Source organism: Blastococcus sp. SYSU D00669 (assembly GCF_054050715.1).
The window spans coordinates 1-25,723 of sequence record NZ_JBJGZV010000004.1; the positions used below are offsets into that span (position 1 = coordinate 1).

General features: G+C 75.0%; 26 protein-coding genes and 3 tRNA genes. 18 read left to right on the forward strand and 11 right to left on the reverse strand.

The window, feature by feature from the left end; all coding sequences use genetic code 11:
- The first annotated feature begins 52 nt into the window (after positions 1 to 52).
- Positions 53 to 664 (forward strand): MBL fold metallo-hydrolase, encoded by a 612-nt coding sequence (locus ACI8AF_RS04425; protein WP_456538458.1) that lies wholly within the window; start codon positions 53 to 55, stop codon positions 662 to 664.
- A gap of 111 nt (positions 665 to 775) precedes the next feature.
- Here the strand turns inward: ACI8AF_RS04425 and ACI8AF_RS04430 are convergent, their stop codons facing one another.
- A complete protein-coding gene (locus ACI8AF_RS04430) occupies positions 776 to 1,123 on the reverse strand; it encodes a hypothetical protein (protein WP_456538459.1) in 348 nt (115 codons plus the stop codon).
- A 178-nt stretch (positions 1,124 to 1,301) separates the two neighbouring features.
- Here ACI8AF_RS04430 and purF point away from each other — a divergent pair, with 178 nt between their 5' ends.
- Positions 1,302 to 2,864 (forward strand): amidophosphoribosyltransferase, encoded by a 1,563-nt coding sequence (gene purF / locus ACI8AF_RS04435; protein ID WP_456538460.1) that lies wholly within the window; start codon positions 1,302 to 1,304, stop codon positions 2,862 to 2,864.
- Positions 2,861 to 3,904: a phosphoribosylformylglycinamidine cyclo-ligase gene (gene purM / locus ACI8AF_RS04440; RefSeq protein ID WP_456538461.1), complete on the forward strand. Its 1,044-nt coding sequence runs from the start codon at positions 2,861 to 2,863 to the stop codon at positions 3,902 to 3,904. The genes purF and purM overlap by 4 nt, the downstream gene beginning before the upstream one ends.
- A gap of 74 nt (positions 3,905 to 3,978) precedes the next feature.
- On the opposite strand, the gene ACI8AF_RS04445 is transcribed toward purM, so the two are convergent.
- Positions 3,979 to 4,200, reverse strand: coding sequence for a DUF3073 domain-containing protein (locus tag ACI8AF_RS04445; protein WP_456538462.1), 222 nt, complete (start codon positions 4,198 to 4,200; stop codon positions 3,979 to 3,981).
- 204 nt (positions 4,201 to 4,404) lie between these two features.
- On the opposite strand from ACI8AF_RS04445, the gene ACI8AF_RS04450 reads away from it, so the two are divergent.
- Positions 4,405 to 4,779, forward strand: a complete 375-nt coding sequence (locus tag ACI8AF_RS04450) for a hypothetical protein (protein WP_456538463.1) — start codon at positions 4,405 to 4,407, stop codon at positions 4,777 to 4,779.
- On the opposite strand, the gene ACI8AF_RS04455 is transcribed toward ACI8AF_RS04450, so the two are convergent.
- A complete protein-coding gene (locus ACI8AF_RS04455) occupies positions 4,776 to 5,837 on the reverse strand; it encodes a Glu/Leu/Phe/Val family dehydrogenase (protein ID WP_456538464.1) in 1,062 nt (353 codons plus the stop codon). The genes ACI8AF_RS04450 and ACI8AF_RS04455 overlap by 4 nt on opposite strands.
- 150 nt (positions 5,838 to 5,987) lie before the next feature.
- Between ACI8AF_RS04455 and ACI8AF_RS04460 the strand changes: the two genes are divergently transcribed.
- The 4 genes from ACI8AF_RS04460 to ACI8AF_RS04475 all read left to right on the forward strand — a co-directional run bounded on the left by ACI8AF_RS04460 (position 5,988) and on the right by ACI8AF_RS04475 (position 10,252).
- Positions 5,988 to 6,959, forward strand: a complete 972-nt coding sequence (locus tag ACI8AF_RS04460; protein WP_456538465.1) for a sugar ABC transporter substrate-binding protein — start codon at positions 5,988 to 5,990, stop codon at positions 6,957 to 6,959.
- Positions 6,960 to 7,069: 110 nt separating this feature from the next.
- Complete coding sequence (locus ACI8AF_RS04465; RefSeq protein WP_456538466.1) at positions 7,070 to 8,011, forward strand: ABC transporter permease; 942 nt, start codon at positions 7,070 to 7,072, stop codon at positions 8,009 to 8,011.
- Positions 8,008 to 8,799 (forward strand): ATP-binding cassette domain-containing protein, encoded by a 792-nt coding sequence (locus ACI8AF_RS04470; protein WP_456538467.1) that lies wholly within the window; start codon positions 8,008 to 8,010, stop codon positions 8,797 to 8,799. The genes ACI8AF_RS04465 and ACI8AF_RS04470 overlap by 4 nt, the downstream gene beginning before the upstream one ends.
- A 211-nt stretch (positions 8,800 to 9,010) precedes the next feature.
- Positions 9,011 to 10,252 carry a M23 family metallopeptidase gene (locus tag ACI8AF_RS04475; RefSeq protein ID WP_456538468.1) on the forward strand — a complete coding sequence of 414 codons (1,242 nt, stop codon included), beginning with the start codon at positions 9,011 to 9,013 and terminating at the stop codon, positions 10,250 to 10,252.
- A 59-nt stretch (positions 10,253 to 10,311) separates the two neighbouring features.
- Here ACI8AF_RS04475 and ACI8AF_RS04480 read toward each other — a convergent pair whose 3' ends face one another.
- Positions 10,312 to 10,836, reverse strand: a complete 525-nt coding sequence (locus tag ACI8AF_RS04480) for a hypothetical protein (RefSeq protein WP_456538469.1) — start codon at positions 10,834 to 10,836, stop codon at positions 10,312 to 10,314.
- 112 nt (positions 10,837 to 10,948) lie between these two features.
- Between ACI8AF_RS04480 and ACI8AF_RS04485 the strand changes: the two genes are divergently transcribed.
- Genes ACI8AF_RS04485 through mftG form a run of 3 tightly spaced genes read left to right on the forward strand, consistent with a single transcriptional unit; the run spans position 10,949 to position 14,516 of the window.
- Positions 10,949 to 11,764 (forward strand): MBL fold metallo-hydrolase, encoded by an 816-nt coding sequence (locus ACI8AF_RS04485; protein WP_456538470.1) that lies wholly within the window; start codon positions 10,949 to 10,951, stop codon positions 11,762 to 11,764.
- Entirely contained in the window at positions 11,761 to 13,056 is a 1,296-nt protein-coding gene (locus ACI8AF_RS04490; protein ID WP_456538471.1) for a class I adenylate-forming enzyme family protein, read from the forward strand. Before ACI8AF_RS04485 ends, ACI8AF_RS04490 begins: the two co-directional genes overlap by 4 nt.
- Positions 13,053 to 14,516 carry a mycofactocin dehydrogenase MftG gene (gene mftG, locus ACI8AF_RS04495; protein ID WP_456538472.1) on the forward strand — a complete coding sequence of 488 codons (1,464 nt, stop codon included), beginning with the start codon at positions 13,053 to 13,055 and terminating at the stop codon, positions 14,514 to 14,516. The genes ACI8AF_RS04490 and mftG overlap by 4 nt, the downstream gene beginning before the upstream one ends.
- 3 nt (positions 14,517 to 14,519) lie before the next feature.
- Here the strand turns inward: mftG and ACI8AF_RS04500 are convergent, their stop codons facing one another.
- Positions 14,520 to 16,595 (reverse strand): transglycosylase domain-containing protein, encoded by a 2,076-nt coding sequence (locus tag ACI8AF_RS04500; RefSeq protein WP_456538473.1) that lies wholly within the window; start codon positions 16,593 to 16,595, stop codon positions 14,520 to 14,522.
- A 216-nt stretch (positions 16,596 to 16,811) separates the two neighbouring features.
- Positions 16,812 to 17,024, reverse strand: coding sequence for a hypothetical protein (locus ACI8AF_RS04505; protein WP_456538474.1), 213 nt, complete (start codon positions 17,022 to 17,024; stop codon positions 16,812 to 16,814).
- Positions 17,025 to 17,213: 189 nt separating this feature from the next.
- Here ACI8AF_RS04505 and ACI8AF_RS04510 point away from each other — a divergent pair, with 189 nt between their 5' ends.
- From ACI8AF_RS04510 to ACI8AF_RS04535, 6 genes are all read left to right on the forward strand, one after another.
- Entirely contained in the window at positions 17,214 to 17,882 is a 669-nt protein-coding gene (locus ACI8AF_RS04510) for a phosphodiesterase (protein ID WP_456538475.1), read from the forward strand.
- Positions 17,879 to 18,358: a helix-turn-helix transcriptional regulator gene (locus tag ACI8AF_RS04515; protein ID WP_456538476.1), complete on the forward strand. Its 480-nt coding sequence runs from the start codon at positions 17,879 to 17,881 to the stop codon at positions 18,356 to 18,358. The genes ACI8AF_RS04510 and ACI8AF_RS04515 overlap by 4 nt, the downstream gene beginning before the upstream one ends.
- Before the next feature lie 10 nt (positions 18,359 to 18,368).
- Positions 18,369 to 18,797: a VOC family protein gene (locus tag ACI8AF_RS04520; RefSeq protein ID WP_456538477.1), complete on the forward strand. Its 429-nt coding sequence runs from the start codon at positions 18,369 to 18,371 to the stop codon at positions 18,795 to 18,797.
- Between the two features lie 178 nt (positions 18,798 to 18,975).
- Entirely contained in the window at positions 18,976 to 19,794 is an 819-nt protein-coding gene (locus ACI8AF_RS04525) for a hypothetical protein (protein WP_456538478.1), read from the forward strand.
- On the forward strand, positions 19,791 to 21,488 hold the full coding sequence (locus tag ACI8AF_RS04530; RefSeq protein ID WP_456538479.1) for an NAD(P)/FAD-dependent oxidoreductase: 1,698 nt from the start codon (positions 19,791 to 19,793) through the stop codon (positions 21,486 to 21,488). The genes ACI8AF_RS04525 and ACI8AF_RS04530 overlap by 4 nt, the downstream gene beginning before the upstream one ends.
- A gap of 189 nt (positions 21,489 to 21,677) precedes the next feature.
- The gene (locus ACI8AF_RS04535) at positions 21,678 to 22,664 is read left to right on the forward strand and encodes a glycosyltransferase (RefSeq protein WP_456538480.1); all 987 of its coding nucleotides are present in this window, start codon (positions 21,678 to 21,680) and stop codon (positions 22,662 to 22,664) included.
- Position 22,665: 1 nt separating this feature from the next.
- Here the strand turns inward: ACI8AF_RS04535 and ACI8AF_RS04540 are convergent, their stop codons facing one another.
- A complete protein-coding gene (locus ACI8AF_RS04540) occupies positions 22,666 to 24,162 on the reverse strand; it encodes a sensor histidine kinase (RefSeq protein ID WP_456538481.1) in 1,497 nt (498 codons plus the stop codon).
- Between the two features lie 44 nt (positions 24,163 to 24,206).
- Positions 24,207 to 24,941 (reverse strand): response regulator transcription factor, encoded by a 735-nt coding sequence (locus ACI8AF_RS04545; RefSeq protein WP_456538482.1) that lies wholly within the window; start codon positions 24,939 to 24,941, stop codon positions 24,207 to 24,209.
- 159 nt (positions 24,942 to 25,100) lie between these two features.
- Here ACI8AF_RS04545 and ACI8AF_RS04550 point away from each other — a divergent pair, with 159 nt between their 5' ends.
- Positions 25,101 to 25,310 (forward strand): hypothetical protein, encoded by a 210-nt coding sequence (locus ACI8AF_RS04550; RefSeq protein ID WP_456538483.1) that lies wholly within the window; start codon positions 25,101 to 25,103, stop codon positions 25,308 to 25,310.
- 8 nt (positions 25,311 to 25,318) lie between these two features.
- Here the strand turns inward: ACI8AF_RS04550 and ACI8AF_RS04555 are convergent.
- The 3 genes from ACI8AF_RS04555 to ACI8AF_RS04565 all read right to left on the reverse strand — a co-directional run bounded on the left by ACI8AF_RS04555 (position 25,319) and on the right by ACI8AF_RS04565 (position 25,586).
- Positions 25,319 to 25,392: transfer RNA gene (locus ACI8AF_RS04555), tRNA-Phe, on the reverse strand.
- A 25-nt stretch (positions 25,393 to 25,417) separates the two neighbouring features.
- Positions 25,418 to 25,491 (reverse strand) — tRNA-Asp (locus ACI8AF_RS04560).
- A gap of 22 nt (positions 25,492 to 25,513) precedes the next feature.
- Positions 25,514 to 25,586, reverse strand: a tRNA-Glu gene (locus tag ACI8AF_RS04565).
- Between the last annotated feature and the right edge of the window lie 137 nt (positions 25,587 to 25,723).

Below are 25,723 nucleotides of genomic sequence, written 5' to 3' on the forward strand. Positions count from 1 at the left end.
GAGCATCGCAGCGAGGAACGAGCGTGGAGCGGAACGAGTCCGGAGTCGCGCGATGAGCACCGCGCGCATCGAGAAGGCCGTCGTCAGCGGGGTGTTCAGCCTCGACGGGCAGGACTTCGACGTCGACAACAACGTCTGGCTGGTCGGGGACGACGACGAGGTGCTCGTCATCGACGCCCCGCACGACGCCGCACCGATCGTCGAGGCCGTCGGCGGGCGGAGGGTGACGGCGATCGTGCTCACCCACGGGCACAACGACCACATCACCGCCGCCCCGGCGCTGCGCGAGGCCACCGGCGCCCCGATCTGGTTCCATCCCGCCGACCGGATGCTGTGGGACATGGTCCACGCCGGCGTCGAGCCCGACCAGGCGCTCGGCGAGGGGACGGCGTTCCGGGTGGCCGGCACCACGCTGACCGCGCTGCACACCCCCGGCCACTCGCCCGGCAGCACCTGCCTGCACGCGCCCGACCTCACCGCGGTCTTCACCGGCGACACGCTGTTCCACGGCGGCCCCGGCGCGACCGGGCGCAGCTTCAGCGACCACCCCACGATCCTCAACTCGATCCGGGCCAAGCTGCTGACGCTGCACGGCGACACCGTCGTCCACACCGGGCACGGCGACGACACGACGATCACCGCGGAGCTGCGCACCGTCGGCTGACGTCCCGTCGAGCGACATGCACGTCAGTGGCCCTCTCCCGAGCCGCGAGGGGGCCGCTGACGTGCATCCGTCACCCGCCGGGCAGCACCGGCCTGCGCCCGCCGAGGCGGGTCACCGCCCTTCCGCGTCCGGGGCCCGTTCCTCGGTCTCCTGCACTCCCGGCGCCTCACCGCCCATGCGTTCGAGCCGCTGGCGGATCGCCGCGAGGTTGAGCGCGACGTCCTCGAGCGCCTCGACGGCGCGCGTCGCGAGCGCGAACGTGAGGTTCTCGCGCTGCTCCTGGGCGGTGGGCTCCCGGTGACGCTCTCGCGCGGAGGACTCGAGCGGGCGGCGGGTCACCTCCGCCCACGGCTCCTCACCGCTGCGCGGATCGGCGCCCCGCAACTCGCCGAACAACTCGCGCAGCATGCGGTGCGCCAGTTCGAGGAAGTCGTTCGGATCGGGCCGGTCGGTCGCCATCGGCTCCTCCTCCCACCAGATGACGGGGAACAACGCGCCCGCCCGTGCCGCGGTTCCCGCGCCCGACCGGTCGGGTGCTCCCCGACACGTGCACCGATCCGCCCGGACACGCCAGCACAGTGGTCACGGTCACCTCACGGGGCGCGGGCACCGTCGGGGGCGCCGGTACCGTAGGGGTGTGCCTCGCGGTGATGGACGGCTGACGCACGACCTCGATCCCCAGTCCCCCGGTCCTCAGGACGCCTGCGGCGTCTTCGGGGTCTGGGCGCCGGGGGAGGAGGTCGCCAAGCTGACCTACTTCGGTCTGTACGCCCTCCAGCACCGCGGTCAGGAGGCGGCGGGCATCGCGGTGTCCGACGGCTCCTCGGTCGTCGTCTACAAGGACCTCGGGCTGGTCAGCCAGGTCTTCGACGAGCCGACCCTGGGCAGCCTGAAGGGCCACATCGCCGTCGGACACACCCGGTACTCGACCACCGGCGCCTCCACCTGGGAGAACGCGCAGCCGACCTTCCGGACGACGGAGGCCGGCACCGGTCTGGCGCTGTGCCACAACGGCAACCTGGTGAACACCGCGGAGCTGGCCGTGCAGGCCGCGGACGCCGGCGTGGCCGGCGTGTTCAGCGCCACCACCGACTCCGACCTGGTCACCTCGCTGATCGCCGCGCACCCCGACCTGTCGGTCGAGGAGGCGGCCATGCGCGTGCTGCCGCAGCTGCGCGGTGCGTTCAGCCTCACCTTCATGGACGAGGACACCCTGTACGCCGCCCGGGACCCGCAGGGCGTGCGTCCGCTGGTGCTCGGCCGGCTGGAGCGGGGCTGGGTGGTGGCCAGCGAGACGGCCGCGCTCGACATCGTGGGTGCCTCGGTGGTCCGCGAGGTGGAGCCCGGCGAGCTCATCGCCATCGACGAGAACGGCCTGCGCAGCCAGCACTTCGCCGCGGCCGAGCCCAAGGGCTGCGTCTTCGAGTACGTGTACCTGGCCCGGCCGGACACCACCATCGGCGGCCGCGGCGTGCACGCCGCCCGGGTGGAGATCGGCCGGCGGCTGGCCAAGGAGCACCCGGCCGACGCCGACCTCGTCATCCCGGTGCCCGAGTCGGGCACCCCGGCCGCGGTCGGCTACGCCGAGGCCAGCGGCATCCCGTACGGGCTCGGCCTGGTCAAGAACTCCTACGTCGGCCGCACGTTCATCCAGCCGTCGCAGACCATCCGGCAGCTGGGCATCCGGCTCAAGCTCAACCCGCTGCGCGACGTCATCCGCGGGAAGCGGCTGGTCGTCGTCGACGACTCGATCGTGCGCGGCAACACCCAGCGGGCGCTGATCCGCATGCTGCGCGAGGCGGGCGCCGTCGAGGTGCACGTCCGCATCTCCTCGCCGCCGGTCAAGTGGCCCTGCTTCTACGGCATCGACTTCGCCAGCCGGGCCGAGCTGATCGCCAACGGGCTCGACGTCGACGGCGTCCGGGCGTCGATCAACGCCGACTCGCTGGGCTACGTCTCCGAGCAGGGCCTCATCGCCGCCACCGAGCAGCCGGCCAGCCGCCTCTGCACCGCCTGCTTCTCCGGCCGCTACCCGATCTCGCTGGGTGACAGCGGGGTCCTGGGCAAGCACGTGCTCGAGGGCCGCGGCCAGCTGCCGCTGCCCCTCGACGAGCGCCGGTCGGTCACCGGCTGGACCGGCCTGCAGGCCGGCAGCGCCACGGTGCCGGGCGGCGCCGAGGACGCCCTCAGCCGTCCATGAGCGAGTTCACCTACGCGGCGTCCGGCGTCGACATCGACGCCGGCGAGCGGGCCGTGACGCTGATGCGCGCGGCGGTGGAGAAGACCAACCGGCCCGAGGTCGTGGGCGGGCTCGGCGGCTTCGCCGGCCTGTTCGCGCTGGACACGCAGAAGTACCGCGCGCCGCTGCTGGCGTCGTCCACCGACGGCGTGGGCACCAAGATCGCGCTCGCCCGGCAGCTGGACCGGCACGACACCGTCGGCATCGACCTGGTCGCGATGGTCGTCGACGACCTCGTCGCCTGCGGCGCCGAGCCGCTGTTCCTGCAGGACTACGTCGCCTGCGGCCGCGTGGTCCCGGAGCGGATCGCGGCGATCGTCACCGGCATCGCCGCGGGCTGCACGCAGGCCGGGGCGGCGCTGGTGGGCGGCGAGACCGCCGAGCACGGCGACCTCATGGCCGCCGACGACTACGACCTCGCGGCGACCGCGGTGGGCGTGGTCGAGGCCGACGGGGTGCTCGGCCCCGAGCGGGTGCGCGAGGGTGACGCCGTCGTCGCGATGGCGTCGAGCGGCTTCCACTCCAACGGCTACTCGCTGGTGCGCAAGGTCGTCGCCACCGCCGGCCTGGACCTCGCCGCGCCGCACGGCCTGGACCGCCCGCTCGGCGACGTGCTGCTCGAGCCGACCCGGATCTACGCCCGCGACTGCCTGGCGCTGGTCGAGGAGCTCGGCGTCGAGGGCGTGCACGCCTTCGCGCACATCACCGGCGGCGGGCTGGCCGGCAACACCGCCCGCGTCGTCCCCGCGGGGCTGGCGGCCGTGCTCGACCGCGGCACGTGGGCGCTGCCGGCGGCGGTGCGCCTGCTGGAGGAGCACGGCGTGCCGCGGGCGGAGTCGGAGCGCGCGTTCAACTGCGGCGTCGGCATGGTCGCCGTCGTCCGCGCCGCCGACGCCGACCGCGCCGTGAGCTCGCTCACCGGTCGCGGCGTGCCGGCCTGGGTCGCCGGCGCCGTCGAGCGCCGCGACGAGGCCACCCACCTGGTCGGCAGCTACCGCTAACGACCCCACACGACGACACCGCGCACCCGGAGGGTGGCGGTGTCGTGGTGGTCACGCGGCGCAGACGCCGACGATCAGCGACTGGCCGCCCAGTCGTCGTCCTCGTCGTCCTCGGTGGCCCAACGGTCGGCGTACTCGTCGTCGTCCTCGTCGTCGGTCGTGGCCCGGTGCGCCGGGTACGTCGACGGCTGACCTGCGAGCTCTCGCTGGAGAGCGGAGAGGTCGGTGTTCGGTGAGCTGTACTTGAGCTCACGGGCCACGCGTGTCTGCTTGGCCTTCGCTCGGCCGCGCCCCATCGGCTCGACCCCCTCGTTACGGAGTACGGGAGCCCAGCCAGCGGCTGGAACGGCCCGCTTGGCGACCCCGACTGAGTGACTGTGTCTGGACCGAGCTTACGACACGGATGCGTCGGGAGCACGGGTCCTCCCCCTCGGACGGAGGAAGAGGCGATGGACCTCACTCAGCGGGCGTCCGCGGCCCGGTGTGGTCGGATGGACGGCGTGACGACGGAGGACGTTCGAACCGCGGTCCGGCGGCGCTCCACCACCCGCGCCCTCGCCGCGGTCGGTGGGGCCTGGGGCGCGTCGCTGCTGGTCCGGCCGGGAACGGTGGTCGACGCCGTGGCGCCGGAGTTCCCGGCCGCGCGGCGGTGGGTGGTGCGCGCCCTGGGCGCGCGGCTGGTGCTGCAGCACGCCGCGGTGCTGGCGGCGCCCACCCGCGGCACGGTCCGGGCCGCCGCCGTCGTCGAGGCCGTGCACGCGGCGAGCATGCTGGCCTTCGTGCGCTCCCCGCGCTACGGCCGGGCTGCCGCGCTCAGCGCCGGGCTGGCGGCGCTCTACGCGGCGGCGGCGCCGGCCGTCGCCCCTCGCGCCTAGGGCAGCCGGATCGTCGTCAGGCGGCCCACCGAGCGCATCCGCTCCTCGGCCAGCCGGTCGGCGGCGACGGCGGGGGACACGCCCTGCTCGTCGGCGGTCCGGAAGACCCGGAGGGCGACGTCGAAGATGCCGCTGGCCTTGGCCTGGGCCCGGGCGAACGAGAAGCCGTGGCGCTCGTCCTCCACCTGGATGACGCCGCCGGCGTTCACCAGGTAGTCGGGGGCGTAGAGGATCCCGCGCTCGACCAGCCGGTCGGCGATCCCCGGCGTGGCCAGCTGGTTGTTGGCGCCGCCGCAGACGATCTGCGCGGGCAGCACGTCGACGGTCGCGTCGTCGAGGGCGCCGCCGAGTGCGTTGGGCGAGTAGACGTCGTGGGCGGTGCGCACCAGCGTCGCCGTGTCGGGGACCGACTTCACCTGCGGGAACCGCGCCTGCACCCGCTCCACCGCGGCCGGGTCGACGTCGGTGACGAGGACGTCGGCGCCGTCCTCGACCAGGTGGCCGACGAGGTGCGAGCCGACCTTGCCGGCACCGGCCACGGCGACGGTGCGCCCGGCCAGCGAGGGGTCGCCCCAGCGGTGCTGCGCGGCGGCGCGCATGCCGAGGTAGACGCCGTACGCGGTGAGCACCGACGAGTCGCCGCAGCCGCCGTAGGCCTCGGAGCGGCCGTGCGCGAACCGGGTCTCGCGGGCCACCACGTCGAGGTCGGCGTTGTAGGTGCCGACGTCGCAGGCGGTCAGGTAGCGCCCGCCGAGCGCCTCGACGAACCGGCCGTACGCCCGCAGCAGCGCCTCGGTCTTGTCGGTGCGCGGATCGCCGATGATGACGGCCTTGCCGCCGCCGAGGTCGAGGCCGGCGAGGCTGTTCTTGTAGGCCATCGCCGTCGACAGCGCGAGGACGTCGGCCAGCGCCGCCTCCTCGCTCGGGTAGGGGTAGAACCGCGTGCCGCCGAGCGCCGGACCGAGCGCCGTCGAGTAGACCGCGATGATCGCCCGCAGGCCCGAGGCGGGGTCGGAGCAGAACACGACCTGCTCGTGGCCGGAGCCGAGAACGTCCACGCACCGAGCGTAGAAGGAGCCCCTGCCCCCGATCACTCGCAGGCTCGCGATGGGACCCTGCAGGGGGCCGCTCCGTCGCGGAAAGGGCATGATCTCCAGGCCGGGACGACGGCGGAGGTGGCGTCGGCCCGTGGATCGGAGGTACGCACGATGGACCGACGCAGGCGTCTGCTCGCGCTCACCCTGGCCGCACCGCTGGTGCTCGCCGCCTGCTCGGCCGACGGCGGTGGTGGCGACGGGGGCGGGGACGAGGGCGGCTCGAGCGACCTCAGCTTCGCCGTCATCACCCACGGCTCGGCCGGCGACGCCTTCTGGGACGTCGTCCAGAACGGCGCCGAGCAGGCGGGGGAGGACCTCGGCGTCGGCGTCGACTACCAGAGCGACGGCGACCCGCAGCGCCAGTCCCAGCTCATCGACGCGGCGGTCAACCAGGACGTCGACGGCATCGTCGTCTCGATGGCCAACCCCGATGCGCTGCAGGACTCGATCGAGGCCGCCGTCGACGCCGGCATCCCGGTCGTCACGATCAACTCCGGCGGCGACCGCTCCGCCGAGTTCGGCGCGATCGGCCACGTCGGCCAGGACGAGACGATCGCCGGCCAGGGCGCCGGTCAGCGGCTGGCCGAGGACGGCGCGACCACGGTCCTCTGCGTCCTGCACGAGGCCGGCAACATCGGCCTGGAGCAGCGCTGCGACGGCGCCTCGCAGGGCCTCGGCTCGGAGGTCACCCCGCTGCAGGTGGACATCAACGACCTGCAGGGCGCGCAGTCCACGATCACCTCGGAGCTGCAGAGCAACCCCGACGTCGACGCCGTCCTCACGCTGAACTCCGCCGTGGCCGCCGTGGCCGTGGCCGCCATCGGCGACGCCGGGTCGCAGGCGTCGGTCGCCACCTTCGACCTCAACCAGGACGTCATCACCGGCATCCAGGACGGCACGATCTCCTTCGCCGTGGACCAGCAGCAGTACGAGCAGGGGTACCTGCCGGTCGTGATGCTCAAGCTCTACGCGGAGAACCTGAACACCGTCGGCGGCGGGCAGCCGGTGCTCACCGGCCCGGGCATCGTGGACGCCGACAACGTCGACGCGATCGCCGACCTGGCCTCGGAGGGCACCCGCTGAGCACCTCGGCGGAGGCCCCTGCGGCGCAGCGGGCCGACGAGCGGCTGGCCGCCGTCGGCCCGCTGCGCAAGCTGCTGGTCAAGCCCGAGCTCGGCGCGCTGATCGGCGCCGTGCTGGTCTTCACCTTCTTCGCCGCGCAGTCGTCGGTGTTCCGCTCGGTGGCGGGGGTGGCCAACTGGCTGGACCCGGCGTCGACGCTCGGCATCATGGCCGTCGCGGTCGCGCTGCTGATGATCGGCGGCCACTTCGACCTCTCGGCCGGCGTCCTCACCGGCACGACGGCGCTGACGGTCGGCATCGTCGCGGTCGAGTTCGAGCAGAACATCTGGGTGGCCATCGCGGTCGCGCTGGTCGTGGCCCTGGCGATCGGCTTCCTCAACGGTTGGCTGGTCACCCGCACCGGCCTGCCCAGCTTCATCATCACGCTGGGCAGCTTCCTGATGCTGCAGGGCCTGAACCTCGGCCTGACCAAGTTCTTCACCGGCACGGTCACCGCCGCGGGCCTCGGCAGCGCCGCCGGCCACGGCTCGGCGGAGGCCGTCTTCGCCTCGCGGGTGACGTTCGTCGGCTCGGAGTTCCGCATCGCGATCCTGTGGTGGCTGGTCTTCACCGCGGTGGCCACCTGGGTGCTGCTGCGCACGCGGTTCGGCAACTGGGTGTTCGCCACCGGCGGCGACGAGGTCGCCGCCCGCAACGTCGGCGTCCCCGCCCGGCGGACGACGATCACGCTGTTCATGACGACGGCGTTCGCCGCCTGGTTCGTCGGGACGACGCTGGCCGTCCGGCTGACCTCGGTGCAGGCCAACACCGGCATCGGCAACGAGCTCATCTACATCGTGGCGGCGGTCATCGGCGGCTGCCTGCTCACCGGTGGCTTCGGGTCGGCGGTCGGCGCCTCGCTGGGTGCGCTGATCTTCGGCATGACCCAGCTGGGGATCGTCTACCTGCGCTGGGACGCCGACTGGTTCTACTTCTTCCTCGGCGCGATGCTGCTGCTCGCCGTCCTGGCCAACCGGCTGGTGCGCCGCTACGCCGAGGCGGCCCGGCGGTGACCGGCGGACACCCGCTGGTCGAGCTGCGCGACGTCGGCAAGCGGTTCGGCACCGTGATCGCCCTCGACGGCATCAGCACGAGCGTGCGGGCCGGCGAGGTGACCTGCGTGCTCGGCGACAACGGCGCGGGGAAGTCGACGCTGATCAAGATCCTGTCGGGCGTGCACCGGCCCGACTCGGGGGAGCTGCTGCTCGACGGGACGCCGGTGGAGTGGGCGGCGCCGCGGGAGGCCCTCGACGCCGGCATCGCCACCGTCTACCAGGACCTGGCGATGATCCCGCTGATGGCGGTCTGGCGGAACTTCTTCCTCGGCCACGAGCCCACCCGCGGGTGGGGACCGTTCCGGCGGTTCGACTCGGCCGAGGCCCGCCGTGTCACCCGGCAGGCGCTGGGCGAGATGGGCATCGACATCCGCGACCCCGACCAGCCCGTGGGCACGCTGTCCGGCGGCGAGCGGCAGTCGGTGGCGATCGCCCGGGCGGTGCACTTCGGCGCGCGGGTGCTGATCCTCGACGAGCCGACGTCGGCCCTCGGCGTCCGGCAGGCCGGTGTGGTGCTGCGCTACATCGCCCAGGCCCGCGACCGCGGCGTCGGCGTCGTCTTCATCACCCACAACCCGCACCACGCGTTCCCGGTGGGCGACCGGTTCCTGCTGCTCGGCCGCGGCCGCAGCCTGGGCGACTTCGCGAAGGGCGAGATCACCCAGGAGGAGGTCACCCGGCTCATGGCCGGCGGGGCCGAGCTGGAGGAGCTGGCGCACGAGCTGGAGCGACCGCCCCGCGGCTGAGAGCGCCTCCCCGTGCTCGATCGCGACGGAGCACCGGCGGTCGGCCGACTCGTGCCGAGAAGTCGCTCAAGCACGATTCGTTATCTGCCGATGGCTCCCGTAACGGTTGTGCGCCAGCGTGTCCCACGCGCCGCGTGTTGCACATGCGACACGGGGTGATCGGGGGACGGTTCCGGGGCTCAACTTTCCCTCTTCCCCAGGGAGCCTTGCCATGGTGCAGCGCCTCGGTGCGCTCCGGACCGCGCTGGTCGGCGCGCTGACCGGTGCCGTCGTCCTCGCGTCCGCGGGGACGGCGGTCGCCGTGCCCGCGCCCCCGCCCAACCCCTCCGACAGCCAGATCAGCGACGCGGCCGTGCAGCAGCAGGCCGCCGCCGCGGAGGTGGGCCGCATCGCCGCGGAGGTGGCCGCGGCCGAGGGGGAGCTCGAGCGCTACGCCGTCCAGGCCGAGGCGGCCGGCGCCGCCTACGAGGCCGCCGTCGAGGCCCTGCAGATCGCGCAGGCGGAGGCCGAGCGCACCGCCGCCGAGCTCGCGGTCGCCGAGCAGGCGGTCGCGGCCGCGGAGGGCCGGATCGCCGACTTCTCCCGCAACAGCTACATCGACGGGCACACGCTGAGCAGCGCGGCGGTCCTGCTCGACTCCGCCGGCCCGGCCGAGCTGGTCCAGCGCGCGGCGATGCTCGAGTGGGTCGCCGACAACCAGCTCGACGCCCTCGAGGTGCTGCAGGCCGCCCGCATCCAGCAGGCCAACGCCGAGTCCCTCGCCCGCGCGACGCGCGACCAGGTGGCCGCCGCCGAGCAGCAGGCGGAGGCCGCCAAGGCCACCGCCGACGCCCAGCTGGCCGCCCAGCAGTCCGCCTACGACCAGATCGCCGCCCAGAAGGCGGCCCTGGAGCAGCAGCTGCAGGCGGCGCAGATCCACCTGCTCGAGCTGCAGGGCGCGCGCAACGCCTACGACCAGTGGGTCGCGCAGAAGGCGGCCGAGGAGGCCGCCGCCCGGGCCGCGCAGCAGCAGGCCGCCCACCAGGCGGCGAACCAGACGCCGAGCGACTCGGACTACGTGCTGCCCGCCGCCGGGCGCACCTCCAGCTGCTTCGGCGCCCGCTGGGGCACGCAGCACAACGGCATGGACATCGCCGCCCCGATCGGCACCCCGATCTACGCGGCCACCTCCGGCGTGGTGCAGCGGGCCGGCTCGGCCACCGGCTTCGGCCTGGCCGTCTACATCCTCGGCGACGACGGCGCCGTCACCGTGTACGGCCACGTCAACCGCTACTTCGTCCGCGCGGGCGAACGCGTCTCCGCCGGCGAGCAGATCGCCGAGGTCGGCAACCGCGGCCAGTCCACCGGGCCGCACCTGCACTTCGAGGTGCACCCGAACGGCGCCATGTACAGCGGCGCGGTCAACCCGGCGCCCTGGCTGCGCGCCCGCGGCGTCGCGATCAGCGGCTGCTGAGACGACCGCGGCCCGCCCCTCGCGTGGGAGGGAACGGGCCGCGGGCGTCGAGCGGGAGGTCAGCTGGTCGGGGAGGCGGTGTCGCCGGTCGAGATGCCGCACTGGTCGGACAGGTAGGTCTCGACGTTGGTCGACGCGGTGGTCAGCTGGCTCTCGAGCTGGGCGGCGGTCTGCGAGAACGCGGTTGCCTGCTCGGGGTCGCTGAAGTCGGTCGTGTTGTAGGCGGTGCCCAGCTGCTCGATGGCGTCGGCGAGCGCGGTCCAGTCGCCGGCGATCTCGCCGGGCGCCTCGATGGCGCGCATCTGCTGGGCGGCCGAGGTGAGCAGGTCACCGATCGCGGTCGGGTCCTCGGTGTTGAGGTCGGCGCCCTGGATCTGCTCGAGGAACGAGCCCGCCTGCTGGCAGAACTCGCTGTCGGCCTCCGGGGCCCCGCTGCTGCTCTCCGCGGCGCTGGAGCTGGTGGTCTCGGACGAGCTGGACGAGGCGGCGGAGTCCTCGCTGTCGCCCCCGCCGCACGCGGTCAGGAGCGCGACGGCGGCGGCTCCGACGAGCGCGGTGCGGCACAGGGTCAGGGTTCGGCGCATGCGGGCAGGCTAACCGCCGGTCGGACGCCCGAGAGCGCGCACGGCTAGCGTGCGCGGCGTGGAACCCCCGTCCGACCCACGAGCCACATGGGCCCTGCCCGCACCGGGGGCCATGCCCCGCACGGCCGACCTGGAGCCGCTGGTCACGCGGGTGCTGGCGCCCAACCCGTCGGGGATGACCCTCGACGGCACCAACACCTACGTCGTCGGGGCGCCCGGCAGCGGGCAGGCGGTGCTGGTCGACCCCGGCCCCGACGACCCGGCGCACCTGGCCGCCGTCGAGGCGGCGCTCGCCGCGCGCGACGCCCGCTGCGTCGCCGTCCTCGTCACCCACCACCACGGCGACCACGCCGAGGCCGCCCTGCCCTGGGGCCGGCACTTCGGCGCGCCGGTGGCGGCGGGCAGCCCCGACGTCGCCGGGCCAGGTGGGCGGGTGCTGGCGGCGGGGGAGCGGCTGGCCCTGGCCGGCACCACCGTCGGCGTCGTCCCGACCCCCGGGCACACCGCCGACCACCTGGCCTTCCGCCTGGAGTCGGGCGCCGTGCTGGTCGGCGACCACGTGCTGGGTCGCGGCACGTCGGTGGTCACCCACCCCGAGGGGGACGTCGTCGCGTACCTCGAGTCGCTGCGGCGGGTCCACGACCTCGGGCCGAGCGCCCTCTACTGCGGGCACGGGCCGGAGCTGACCGAGGACCCCGGCGCGGTGCTGGACTTCTACCTCGCCCACCGGCGCTACCGAGAGGAGCAGATCGTCGCCGCCCTCGCCGGCGGGCCGCGCACCGTCGACGAGCTCGTCGAGACCATCTACGCCGCCTACCCGCACGAGGTGTGGCCGGCCGCCGCGCAGTCGACCCGGGCCGCGCTGGGCAAGCTCCGGTCCGAGGGACGGGTCGAGGACGCCGACGGCGGGGCCGTCCGCCTGGCATGACCGTCGTCGTGACTGCGGCGGAGAGCCTGCGCGACCAGCGCCGGGCCGCGGCCGCGCTGGCCGCCGCGGGGCTGCGGCCCGGCGACCGGCTGCTGGTCGGCGCGGTCGCGTCCCCCGCCCTGCTCGCCGTGGTGCTGGGCGCGCTGCGCACCGGCGTGGTCCCGGTCGTGCTGGACCCGGGGCTGCCGGCCGCCGAGCGCGCGGCGCTGGCCGAGGACGCCGACGCCGCGCTCGACGTCGGCGACGCCCCGGAGCGGCTGCTCGGCGCCGACGAGACAGAGCTGGCCGACGTCCCCCTGGCCCGGCCGATGCACTACACCTCCGGCACCACCGGCCGGCGCAAGGGCGTCTGGTCGGGGGTGCTGGCCGAGGGCGACGCCCGCGCGCTGGCCGCCGAGGAGACCGACCTGTGGGGCTTCGACGCCGCCGACCGGCACCTGGTGCTCAGCCCGCTGCACCACTCCGCCCCGCTCCGCTTCGCCGCGCACACCCTGCTGGCCGGCGGCGACGTCGTCCTGCCCGGGCCGTTCGACGCCGGCCGCGCCGCGCGGGCGGTCGAGGAGCACCGGCCGACCACCGTCTTCTGCGTGCCGACCCACCTGCAGCGGCTGCTCGCGCTGGAGGTCTCCTGGTCGTCGTTCCGGCTCGTGGCGCACGCCGGCGCGCCCTGCCCCGAGCCGGTCAAGCGGGCGCTGCTGGCCGCGGCGCCGCGCGGCAGCGTCACCGAGTTCTACGGCTCCACCGAGGCCCAGTTCACCGTCTGCCCGGCCGACCTCTGGCTCGCGGCGCCCGGCACGGTCGGCCGGGCCCGCCCCGGCCGGGCGCTGCGCGCCGACGAGCGCGGCCAGCTGTGGTGCCGGGTGCCCCGGTGGGCACGCTTCGAGTACTGGCGGGCCCCGGGGAAGACCGCCGCCGCCTGGCGCGGCGACGAGGTCACCGTGGGCGACCTCGGCCGGGTCGATGACGACGGCCTGGTCTGGCTCGACGGCTGCCGCGAGGACCTCGTCATCTCCGGCGGCGTCAACGTCTACCCCGCCGAGGTCGAGGCGGTGCTCGACGCGCACCCCGGCGTCGTGGAGAGCGCGGTCGTCGGGGTGCCCGACGAGCAGTGGGGGCAGCGGGTGGTCGCCGCCTACGTCGGGGACGCCGATCCCGACGAGCTGCGCGCCTGGGCGCGGGAGCGGCTGGCCCCGGCGAAGCGGCCCAAGGAGCTGCACCCGGTCGCCGAGCTGCCGCGCACGTCGAGCGGGAAGGTGCGCCGGCTCGACCTGCCGGAGCGGCTGGGGCTGTGACCGGCGACTGGGACGTCGTGGTCGTGGGCGCCGGCTCGGCGGGCTGCCCGTTCGCCGCGCGGCTGGCCGACGCGGGCCGCCGGGTGCTGCTCCTCGAGGCGGGGCCCGCCGACGCCCCCGACGTCCGGGACGCGTCGACATTGCGCGCCGCGGCGCCGGGCCACCCCGCCAACCGGCAGGTCACCGCCGTCCTCACCCCGGAGCGGACCGTCCGCGTGCCGCGCGGCCGGGTCGTCGGCGGGTCCAGCGCGGTCAACGGCGGCTACTTCGTGCGGGCGCCGCGCGCCGACCTCGACGGCTGGGCCGCGGCCGGCAACGAGCTGTGGTCGGCCGACGCCGTCCTGCCCGCGTTCCGCCGGCTGGAGGCCGACGCGGACTTCGGCGACCGACCGGGCCACGGCGCCGACGGGCCGGTGCCGGTGCGCCGGCCGGCGCCCGCCCCGCTCGCCGACGCCTTCGCCGCCGCGGCCGACGAGCTGGGGTTCCCCGCGGAGCCGGACAAGAACGCCGACGGCGGGCCGGGCTACGGGCCGATCCCGGTGAACGTGGCCGACGGCGTCCGGGTGAGCGCCGCGCTGGCGTACCTGGCGCCGCGGCGAGACCTGCCAGGGCTCACGGTGCGCGCCGGGGTGGCGGTGCGCGGCGTCGTCGTCGAGCGCGGGCGGGCGGTCGGCGTGCGCACCGACGACGGCGTGGTGCGGGCCGCCGAGGTGGTGCTCAGCGCCGGCGCCGTCGCCACGCCGCACCTGCTGCTCCTGTCGGGCATCGGCCCGGCCGACGACCTGCGGCGGGCCGGCCTGCCCGTCGTCGCCGACCTGCCCGGCGTGGGCACCGGCAGCTCCGACCACCCGGACGTCTACCTGCCCTGGACGCCGTCCCGACCCGTCCCGGCCGCGGCGCCGCTGCACGGCGCGCTGAACACCGGCGACGTGGAGCTGCAGCCGTGGCTGGCGTCGTTCGCCGCGGCGGGCCTCGACCCCTCGGCGGGCGAGCTCGTCGTCCGGGTGGCACTGCAGCGCCCGGAGAGCCGCGGCCGGCTCCGGCTCGACCCGCGCGACCCCGCGGCCGACCCCGTCGTCGAGCAGCGCTACCTCGCCGCCGAGGCCGACCGCCGCAGGCTGCGGGACGGCGTGCGGCTGGCCGCCGAGCTGCTGCGGACGGCGGCGCTCGCCACCCTCGTCGCCGCGCGCGGCGGGCCCGACGACGCGGCGCTCGCCGACGACGCCGCGCTGGACCGGTGGATCGGTGCGTCGCTCGGCTCGGCGGTGCACCTGTGCGGCACCGCGCGGATGGGCCCGGAGGGCGATCCCGGCGCGGTGGTCGACCAGCGGCTGCGCGTCCGCGGCGTCGAGGGCCTCCGGGTCGTGGACACGTCGGTGCTGCCCTGGGTGCCCGCCCGCGGGCCGGCGGCCACGGCGGTCGCGGTGGGGGAGCGCGCGGCCGAGCTGGTCACCGGCTGAGGGTCACCCGCCGGGGCGGAACCCACCCTGCGGCGGGCCCTGCTGCGGCTGCGGCTGCGGCTGGGGTTGCGGCGGCGCCAGCGGGATGCCCGGCGGCGGGAAGGGCACGTACGGCCCGGCCGTGATGACCGGACCCATCGCGTCGCGCCAGATCTGCGCGGCGTACCCGCCGCCGTAGGTGCCGACGTCCTGGTTCTGCTTCGGGTTGAGCACCATGACGCTGGCGGTGTAGCGCGGGGTGTAGCCGATGAAGGCGATGGAGAACCGGTTCTGGCTGGTGCCCGTCTTGCCGGCGACGTCGTGCCCCGGGATGCGCGCCCGGGTGCCCGTGCCGATCGGCAGCGCGGTGTCGCCCACCAGGATCGCGTTGAGGGTGGTCGCGACCGCCGGCGGGATGGCCCCGACGACGCAGCGGATGCCGGTGTCGACCGGCGGGCCGTCCGCGGTGAGCCGGAACGGCTGCCCGGCCGGGTCGAGGATCTGCGTGACCGGGATGGGGTCGCACTGCGTGCCGTTCGCCGCGAGCGTGGAGTACGCGCTGGCCAGGGCGAGCGGGCTGGTGGCCTCCGCGCCCAGGGTGAACGAGCCGCGGTTCTCGGCGACCACCTGGTCGGCGACCGGGTCGAGCGAGAACAGCCCCATCCGCTGCGCCGCCCGGACCGGCCCCTCGACGCTGCCGAGCTGGTCCTCGAGCGCGACGAAGTAGGTGTTGGAGGAGCGGATCAGCGCCTCGACCATGCTCAGCGTCGGGGGGTAGTTGCCGGCGTTCTGCACGGTGTACGGGTCGCGGCCGTTCTTGTAGACCGTCGACGTGTAGGGGTCGGGGGTCGTGATCGTGTGCCACGGCGGGAACCCGCGCTCGAGGGCCGCGGCCGCCACGAACACCTTGTAGGTGGAACCGGCGCCCTGGCTGGCCGCCACGTTGAGGTTCACCGACTCCTGGGCCGGGTCGTTGACGTCGTAGCCGAAGACGCGGTTGACGCTCATCGCCTGGACCAGGCCGGTGCCCGGCTCCACGGAGGTGAAGATCGCGGCCAGCGGCGCGCCCATCGGCTGGGTCCGCAGCACCGCGGCGTCGCCGGACCGCTGGACGTCGGGGCGCAGCGTGCTCTGGATCGTGAGCCCGCCGTTCTCCAGCACCGACTGCGGGATGCCCAGGGTCCCGGTGAGGTGGCGCTGCAGGAAGTCGCAGAAGAACCCGCCCAGCACCGCGCCGACGCACCCGTTCGGCGGGGGCGGGCTCGGCGTCACGGTGACCGGCGCGGCGGTGAGCGTGGCGTGGTCGGCGTCGGACAGGTGGCCCAGGGCGTGCATGCGCGAGAGCACCTGGTTCCGGCGGGTGAGCGTCCGGGCGGGGTCGTCGATGGGGTTGTCGGCCGTCGGTGTCTGCACCAGGCCGGCCAGCGTGGCCGCCTGCAGGACGTCGAGGTTCGCCGCGTCCACGCTGTAGTAGCGCCGCGCGGCGGCCTGGATGCCGTACGCCCCCTGCCCGAAGTACACGAGGTTGAGGTAGCGGGTGAGGATCTCGTCCTTGGAGTAGCGCTCCTCCAGCGCCAGGGCCAGCCGGGCCTCGCGCAGCTTGCGGCCGACGCTCTGCTCGGTCGCGGCCTGCCGCTCCTCCGGCGTCTCCGCCTGCTCGACCAGGGACTGCTTGACCAGCTGCTGGGTGATCGTGGAGCCGCCCTCGAGGACGGCTCCGGCGATCAGGTTCGACACCAGCGCCCGCAGCGTGCCCTCGACGTCGAGGCCGTTGTGCTCGTAGAAGCGGGAGTCCTCGATGTCGACGAGCGCCTGCTTGACCAGCGGCGAGATCGCCTCCGAGGGCACGGGGGTGCGGTTGTGCCGGTAGAAGTACGTGAGCACCGAGCCGTCGGCGGCCAGGACGACGGTGTTGCCGGGCGGCGTCGCGTCGCCGAGCCCCGAGTCCTCGGGGCTGAGGAGCGTCGCCGAGTTGCTGGCCACCAGGCCCGGCCCGACCACCCAGGGGGTGAGGACGGCGGCGATCAGCGCACCGGCCAGCGGCAGCGCGACGAACAGCAGGGCCAACGCCCGGAGCTTGGGGTGCCTCCGTCTGAGCACGACCGACTCCGCTTCCCCCCGGGCGCTCCCGTGCGGGGGCCCGGCGCGAGCCCAGCGGATCCGGACGGTTCCGGACCCGCGCTATGCAGGAATCATGGCGGAGCGCAGCCCTCGGCGAAAGTCGGTTGCGCGCGACGCGATCCGGTCGTGACCGGACCGTCCGGACTGTCCCGGCGGCGCGCTCGTCGCAGCCGCCGGGACGCCGGGCTCAGGGGGTCACCGGATCGCGCGGACCTCGGTGCTGGTGGTGGACAGCGGCGACCACGCGTCGGGGTGCGGCCGGCCGGCGTCGACGACCCAGGAAGGGGTGCGCTCCGCCGTCGTGCGGCCCCGCTGCGGGGCGGGGCGGGCGCTCAGGCCCACGATGACGGCGAGGAGCACGAGCAGCCCGACGAGCACTCCACCGATGACCAGCAGCGTCGAGAGCATGTACCCAACGTAAGCGGATGAACCGTTCCGTGTCACCGGGCCGGCGTGGGCAGATCTCCCCGAAGATCGGCCCCGGCTTGCGCACAGTTCGCCGGTTGACACGACACGCCGGGTCTCTCCCCTCGGCAGCTTCCGCCGCACACCGCGGTCGACGTGGTGGGCGCGGTCGCGCCGGGTATGGCGGCGCCCGTGGCAGGTGGAGGACGGCGACGAGCAGGTCTCCCGGAGGCGGCCGGCCGGTTGGTCGGCGCGCCCCTCGGCGCGCTGGCGCGGTGGCGGCAGGGCAAACCCATGCACCCGCGCGGCGTGGTGTTCGACGGCGAGCTCGAGCGGGGGACCGGGACGGAGCCGTTCGGCGTCCCCTGGCTCGACGAGCCGGCCCGCGACCGCGTCGTCGTCCGCCTGTCGCGGGGTGCGGGGCTGCCGCCGGCGCTGCCGGACCTGCTCGGCCTCGCCGTCCGGATCCCGGACGGACCGGTGGACCTCCTGCTGAGCACCACGGGCACCGCGCCGCTGCTGCGCCTGCTGCCCACGGTGCGCCGGGACCCCGCCGCCGCCTACACCTCGATCATGGGCTACCGGTCCGACGCGGGGACGCTGCGCCTGGCCGCGTTTCCCGACGGGGGCAGCCGCCGGTTCACCCTCGCCGCGGCGCGCGGGCAGGGACCGTGGCGGTTGTTCGGCCGGCTGGCGCTGGCGGCGCCACGCGCGCCGCTGGACCCCGACGTCCGCTTCGACGCGGTGCGGCACCCGCCGCACGGTCTGCTGCCGGACGGGCCGATGGCGCGGTTCCGGGCCCCGGCCTACGCCGCGGCGCGGGCCGGCCGCGACGCCCCGCCCCCTGCCCTCGACCCGTGACGGCGAGCGGGGTGCCCGGGGCGCACCTGCTGGTCCACCTGCGCCGGGCGCGCGACCACATCGACCGCTGCTACGCGGAGCCGCTCGACCTCGACGTCGTCGCCCGCGTCGCCGGGGTGTCGAAGTACCACTTCGTGCGGTGCTTCGAGGCGACCTACGGCGAGACGCCGATGCGGTACCTGACCCGTCGGCGGATCGAGCGCGCGCAGGACCTGCTGCGGCACGCCAACCTCACCGTGACCGAGGTGTGCACCGGTGTGGGGTTCGCCAGCCTCGGGTCCTTCTCCACCCGCTTCCGGGAGCTGGTGGGCGAGAGCCCGACCGCCTACCGCGACCGGTGGGCGGCGCGCGGCGGCCCGCACGTGCCCGGCTGCTGGCTGTTCATGGCCGGCGTGCTCGACCCGGGCGGGGTCAGCGGCACCGCGCCGGCCATGCGCGCAATCTCGGAGAAGCCCTGGAGCGACGCCCCGTCCTAGCGTTCTCCGCATGATCACCAACGTCTCCCTCGTCACCGTCTACTGCCTCGACAAGGACGCGGCGCGCGACTTCTACGTCGACGTCCTCGGCTTCACGCCCCGCACCGACATCACCATGGGCGAGGGCTTCCGCTGGGTCACCGTGAGCCACCCCAGCCAGCCGGAGCTGGAGATCACCCTCATGACGCCCGGCCCGCCGCTCGACGAGGAGGCCGCCGCCTTCGTCCGCCGGTCGCTCGAGCGCGGCTCGATGAGCTCGCTGGGCCTCTCCGTCGACGACTGCCGCACGACCTTCGAGGAGCTGTCGGCCAAGGGCGTGGAGTTCCTCCAGGAGCCGTCCGAGCGGCCCTACGGCGTCGAGGCCGTGATGCGCGACAACTCCGGCAACTGGCTGGTGCTGGTGGAGCCGCGCGCCTTCGAGCCGGAGGACTTCGCCTGAGGTGTCGCCTCGAGATGATGGCTGTGGTCACTCCAAAACCCGGTGACAGCGCGGGCGGGCGGTGGTTGCATGGCGCCGCCCGAAACGCCGCACGGGGGTCCGACGAGCGGGAGCTGTCGTGGAACCCGTCACCTCTGCACCCGTCCGGTCGCGTCGCATCCGCCGGGTCCTGCCGAGCATGCGCGCCCTGCTGGTGGCCTTCAGCGTGCTCACCGCGCTTGCCGTGGGCGCGCTCTACGTCATGGCCGAGAACACCCAGGACTTCTTCGCCTGGACCATCCAGCCGCCGCTCACCGCCGCCTTCCTCGGCGCCGGCTACGCGGCGGGGTTCGTGCTCGTCGTCCTCTCCCTGCGGGACCCGGTGTGGGCGCACAGCCGCGTCGCCGTCCTGACGATCCTGGTGTTCGTCGTCCTGACGCTGATCGCGACGCTCGTCCACATCGACCGCTTCCACTTCTCCGACGAGTTCGCCGAGAGCGGGTTCATCGCGCGGGCGGCCGCGTGGTTCTGGCTCGGCGTCTACGTCGTCGTGCCCGTGCTCATGCTGGCGCTGATCCTGCCGCAGGAGCGCGCGCGCGGGATCGACCCGCCGCCGCGCAACCCGGTCCCGCTCTTCCTGCGGATCGCGCTGGGTGCGGAGTCGCTGCTGCTGACCGTCGTGGGGGTGGCGCTGTTCGTCGCGCCCTCGACGTCGGAGCGGCTGTGGCCGTGGACGCTGACCCCGCTGACCGCCCGGGTGGTGGCCGCCTGGCTGCTCGCGTTCGGGCTCGCCACGGCGTTCGGGGCGTTCGCCGGCGACCTGCGCCGGCTGCGCACCGCCGCCGTCGCGTACACGGTCTTCGGCGTGATGGTGCTCGGCGCGGTGCTCCGCTTCGCCGGCACGATGGACTGGGACGACCCGCCGACGCTGACCTTCGCGGTCACGACGGTCGCCGTCGTCGCCACCGGCGCGACCGGCTGGTGGCTCGCCCCGAAGCCGCGCCGGGTCCGTTCGTGAGCGACCGCCAGCAGGCGGCCGTCGTCGTCCTCACCCGGGACGAGGCCATCCGCGAGCGGATGACCCGGGAGCTGCACCGCCGCTACGACCGCGACTTCGCGGTGGTCGCCGGCGCGGACGCCGCCGCGATCCGTGCCGGCCTCACGGAGGCCGACGACCCGCCGGTGGCGCTGCTGTTCGGCGGCTACGGCGACGCCGACCCCGACGGGCTGGACCGGCTGCGCGAGCTGCACGCCGAGCACCCCGGGGCGCTCACCGTGGCGATGGTCCGCTGGGGGGCCTGGGAGACCGCCCGGCCCATCTTCGAGGCGATGACGCTGGGCCAGCTCGACCGCTGGGTGAGCGCGCCCGAGCAGGTGGCCGACGAGGAGTTCCACCGCCGGGTCACCGAGTTCGTCGAGGAGTGGGCCGACCGGCGCGGCGGCGGGTTCGAGGCGGTCCGGATCATCGGCGACCGCTGGTCGGAGCGCGCGCAGCACCTGCGCGACACGTTCACCCGCAACAAGATCCCGATCGGCTTCCACGACGCCGACTCCCGCGCGGGGCAGGCGATGCTGGCCGACCTCGGGCTCGACGAGCCGCGGCTGCCGGTCGTCGTCCTGCGCTTCCGCCCCGAGCGCACGGTGCTGCAGGACCCGAGCGACCTCGACATCGCGATGGCGTTCGGCCTGCTGACCCCGCTCGACCCGGAGGCCGTGTACGACGTCGTGGTCGTCGGCGCCGGACCCGCCGGTCTCGGCGCCGCGGTCTACGCGGCCTCCGAGGGGCTCTCGACGCTGGTCGTCGAGCCCGAGGCGGTCGGCGGGCAGGCGGGCACCAGCTCGCTCATCCGCAACTACGCGGGCTTCCCCGACGGCATCAGCGGCAACCGGCTGGCCTTCAACGCCTACCAGCAGGCGTGGGGCTTCGGCGCGACGTTCCACTTCATGCGCGGGGCGACCGGCCTGTCCACCGACGGCGACCTGCACACCGTCGCGCTGAACGACGGCACGTCGGTGTGCGCGCGGTCCGTCGTCGTGGCGACCGGGGCCAGCTGGCGGCGGCTGGGCGTGCCGGAGCTGGAGGAGCTGACCGGCCGGGGCGTCTTCTACGGCGCCGCGATCGCCGAGGCCCCGGCGATGCGCGGCCGGCACGTGTTCGTCGTCGGCGGCGGGAACTCGGCCGGGCAGGCGGCCGTGCACCTCTCCCGGTACGCCCGGCAGGTGACCGTGCTGATCCGGCGGGCCGACCTGACCGCGACGATGTCGGACTACCTCATCCGCGAGCTGGAGGCGATCCCGAACATCGACGTCCGCGGCCGGGCGCAGGTGGTCGGGGGCTTCGGCACGGACTTCCTGGAGAGCGTCGTCGTCCGCGACCTCGACACGGGCGAGGAGACCAAGGAGGAGGGCGTCCTCTTCGTCCTCATCGGCAGCGAGCCGCGCACCGACTGGGTGCGGGGCGTGCTCGCCTGCGACCGGTGGGGCTTCCTGCTCACCGGTGCCGAGCTGGCCGGGCCCGACGCGCCGGAGGCGCCGCGCTGGCCGCTGGAGCGCCCGCCGGCGGTGCTGGAGACGAGCACCCCGGGCGTCTTCGCGGCCGGGGACGTCCGCGGTGGCTCGGTGAAGCGGGTGGCGTCGGCGGTGGGCGAGGGCGCCCTCGTCGTCACGCTCGTGCACGCGCACCTGGCGGCGGTGCGGCGGGCGCCGGCGTGACCACGTTTACTCGATGGGGCGCAACCGGATTGGGCGGAGGGTCGGCCGGGTAGGCGGGCCGGACGGCGGTCCAGGTCCGCGGGCCGTCGACCCGTCCGAGTCGCAGCGCACCGCCTCCTGCGGAGCCGTGCACGACCGCTGGAGGAACCCACCCCCGTGTCCGCGCCAGGCCGTCCCGGAGCCCTCCGGGTGGCCACCGTCCCGTTCGCCGACGCCTACGTCGAGGCGGTGCTGCCGCCCGGCGCCGTGCGCGTGGGTCCGGACGGCGAGCCGAGCCCCTGGCTGGACGCCGGGTACCTCGTCGCGCACGCCGGCGAGGTCGACGTGCTGCACGTGCACGGCGGCTACGGCCACGTGCCGGTGGCCGCGCTGGAGCACTGGACGGAGACGGTGCGCCGGCTGGGCATCCCGCTGGTGCTGACGGTGCACCAGCTCCGCGAGGCGGCGCACCCCACGCGCACCCGGCACGACGCGCACCTCGCGGCCCTGCTGGCGACCGCCGAGGTCGTCCTCACCCTGACCCCCGGGGCGGCCGACGAGATCGCCGAGCGGTACGGGCGGACGGCGATCGTCGTCGCCCACCCGTCGGTGACCGAGCCGGTGCCGGAGCTCGGCGCCGAGCGGGGGACCGTCGGGCTGGTGCTGCGCTGCCCGTCGCCGGCGGTGCCCGACCCGGCCGGCGTGGTGCGGGCCGCGCTGTCGGGTGCGGTCTCCGGCGGCGGGCGGCTGCGCGTGCTGCTCGGCGTCCCCGGCGATCCGGACGAGTCCGTGCCCGGCGTCTCCGGCCTGGCCGCCGAGGGAGCGCTCGAGCTGGTGGTGCCCGGTGCGGACGACGCGGCGTGGGCCGCCGAGCTGCAGCAGCTGCACGTCGCCGTCCTGGCCGAGCGGTGCGGCACGCACTCCCGCGACCTGGAGATCTGCCGCGACGTCGGCACCCGTGTGGTCGCGCCCAGCTGCGGCTGGTTCGCCGGCCAGTGGTCCGACGTCGTCACCTACGGCAACGACGAGCGGCACGGCTTCGACCCGGTGTCGCTCACGGTCGCGGTCGCCGCCGCGCTGGCCCGCCCCGCGCCGCGGCCGGCCGACCGCGCCTGGCGGGCCGAGCAGCTCGCCGCCGTGCGCCGGGTGCACGAGCAGGTCTACGCCCAGGTGGCCGCCGACCGCGCGGGGGTCTGACCTACCCCGCCTCGTCCTCGGGGCGTCCCAGCTCGGCGCCGGGCAGCCGGACGGTGAACACGGTCCGGCCGGGCCGGCTCTCCACCGCGACCGAGCCGTCGTGCGCGCCGACCACGGCGGCGACGATGGCCAGGCCCAGCCCCGTGCTGCCGGCCGCCCGCGAGCGGGACGCGTCGCCGCGGGCGAAGCGCTCGAACACCTGCGGCTGCAGCTCGGCGGGGATGCCGGGGCCGTCGTCGGCCACCTCCAGGACGGCGGTGCCGCCGTCCACCGCGAGCCGCACGGTCGCCGTCGTCCCCTCCGGGGTGTGCGCCCGGACGTTGGTGAGCAGGTTGGCCAGCACCTGGTGCAGCCGGGCGGCGTCCCCGGGCAGCAGGACGGCGACCGGCGGGACGTCGACCTCCCAGGAGTGCCCGGGCCCGGACACCCGGGCGTCGCTGACCGCGTCGAGGACGACGACGCTGAGGTCGACCTCGCCGAGCTCGAGGTCGCGGCCGGCGTCGAGGCGGGCGAGCAGCAGCAGCTCGTCGACCAGCACCGACATGCGCAGGGACTCGGCCTCGACCCGGCGCAGCATGTGCGCCACGTCGTCGGTGGAGGGCAGGCGGCCGTCGGCCTGCTGCCGCCGGAAGAACTCGGCGTAGCCGCGGATCGAGGCCAGCGGGGTGCGCAGCTCGTGGCTGGCGTCGGCGACGAACTGCCGCACCTGCATCTCCGAGGCCTGCCGCGCGTGCAGCGACTCCTCGACGTGGTCGAGCAGCCGGTTGAGGGCGGTGCCCACGCGCCCGACCTCGGTGCGCGGGTCGGTGTCGGCGGCCGGGACCCGCTCGGGCAGCGTCACCTCGCCGCTGGCCAGCGGAAGCTCGGTGACGCGGGTGGCGGTGGCGGCGACGTGCTCGAGCGGGCGCAGGGTGCGGCGGACGACGAGGACGCCGGCGATCGCGGCGACGGCGAGCCCGGCCAGCCCGGCGACCACCTCGACGGTGACCAGGTTCTCGACCGCGTGGTAGGTCCGGCCGAGCGGCAGCCCGGTCAGCTCGACCTGGCCGTCGTCGTCGGTGGTGGCCACGACCCGGTAGGCGCCGAGCTCGCCGCCGAGGTGCACCGTGTGCGGCTCGCCGTCGGCCGGGACCTCGGCCAGGACGTCGCACTGCTTGCCGTCGAGGTCCTTCACCGGGCCGGCGTCGGTGATGACGGCGGCCTGCACGGTGATGCCGTCGACGATGACCGCGGCCACCGTCCCCGCGGCCTGCCCGCGCTTGTCGAGGCCGTCGGGCTGGCCGTCGTAGCCGTCGTGGTCGTACCCGCCGGGGAGTGGGGACGGCATCTCCGCGTCGCCCCCGCCCGGGCCGGAGGCGCCGCGCTGGACGGCGGCGGCGAGCTGCTCGTCGGTCTGCCGGATCAGCTCCTGCCGCAGCGCCATCGTGGAGACCACACCCACGAGCACCAGCACGACGCCGAGCGGGACGAGGAACGTCCACAGCAGCCGCGCCCGCAACGACAGACGTTGCGGGCGCCGCGGCCGGAGAGCTGCTCGACGGGTCAACTGGTGGCCGGCTTGATCATGTACCCGGCGCCGCGGAGCGTGTGAATCATCGGCTCGCGGCCGCGGTCGATCTTGCGGCGCAGGTAGGAGATGTACAGCTCGACGACGTTGCCCTGGCCGCCGAAGTCGTACTGCCACACGCGGTCGAGTATCTGCGCCTTCGACAGCACCCGGCGCGGGTTGCGCATCAGGTACCGCAGCAGCTCGAACTCGGTGGCGGTGAGCCGGATCTCCTCGCCGGCGCGGGTCACCTCGTGGCTGGCCTCGTCGAGGGTGAGGTCACCGACCACCAGCAGGCCGTCGTCGGCCACGGCCCGGTTGGTCCGGCGCAGCAGCCCGCGCAGCCGGGCGGCGACCTCCTCGAGGCTGAACGGCTTGGTGACGTAGTCGTCGCCGCCGGCGGTGAGCCCGGCGATCCGGTCGGCGACGCCGTCGCGCGCGGTCAGGAAGATGACCGGCAGCAGCGGGGCGTCGGCGCGCAGCCGGCGCAGGACCTCCAGGCCCTCCATGTCGGGCAGCATGACGTCGAGGATGACCGCGTCCGGGCGGAACTCCCGCGCGGCCCGCACGGCGTCGGCGCCGTTGGCCGCCGTCCGGACGTCCCAGCCCTCGTACCGCAGCGCCATCGACAGCAGCTCGGTGATGGAGGCCTCGTCGTCGACCGCGAGCACCCGCAGCGGGGTGCCGTCCGGCCGGGTCAGGGGGGCGCCCGAGGCAGCGGTTTGCGTCATGGCGACCACTGTGGGCCCCGTTCCTGTGGATCGTCTGAGAACCGGCAGCAGGTTGGCTGGGCGTTCGCCGCGTTCCCTCCCCGGGGTGAGGCGGGCGCCGGTCCGCTCCGCCGCGGGCGGAACTCCGCCGATCCTGTTCCGGAAGACGGAGGAGGACGCATGACCGATCCACAGCAGCGGGACGATCGCCACAACCCCGTCGTCCACCACGTGTCGGTCTACAAGACCAGGGCGCGGATGCTCGACGAGGAGCGGGTGGACCGGCGGGCCCGGCAGCTGCAGGAGGCCAACAGCTACGACGACTGGGACCGGTTGTCCGAGGGCGACAAGGAGCTCTGGCGGCACATGGCCCGCCTCGAGCTCTGCTGACGGAGGTGTGGGCAGGGGCGGGGTCGAACCGCCGACCTCTCGCTTTTCAGGCGAGCGCTCGTACCGACTGAGCTACCTGCCCCGACCGGCGCCGGAACACCGGAGAGCGACCCTGACGGGACTCGAACCCGCGACCTCCGCCGTGACAGGGCGGCGCGCTAACCAACTGCGCTACAGGGCCTTGCTCGTGCTGCTGTGGTGCGTGCCCCCAACGGGGTTCGAACCCGTGCTACCGCCTTGAAAGGGCGGCGTCCTGGACCGCTAGACGATGGGGGCTCGTTCGCCGGGGGCAGGGAGAACGATACATGGCCTCCGGCGGGGTGCTGACACCACCCCGGGGGACACGGGTCCCGCGGGTCGCGGCGCCCCGGCGCGTCGGTCCCCGACCGGGCGTGTCCGCCCCGTCACGCTAG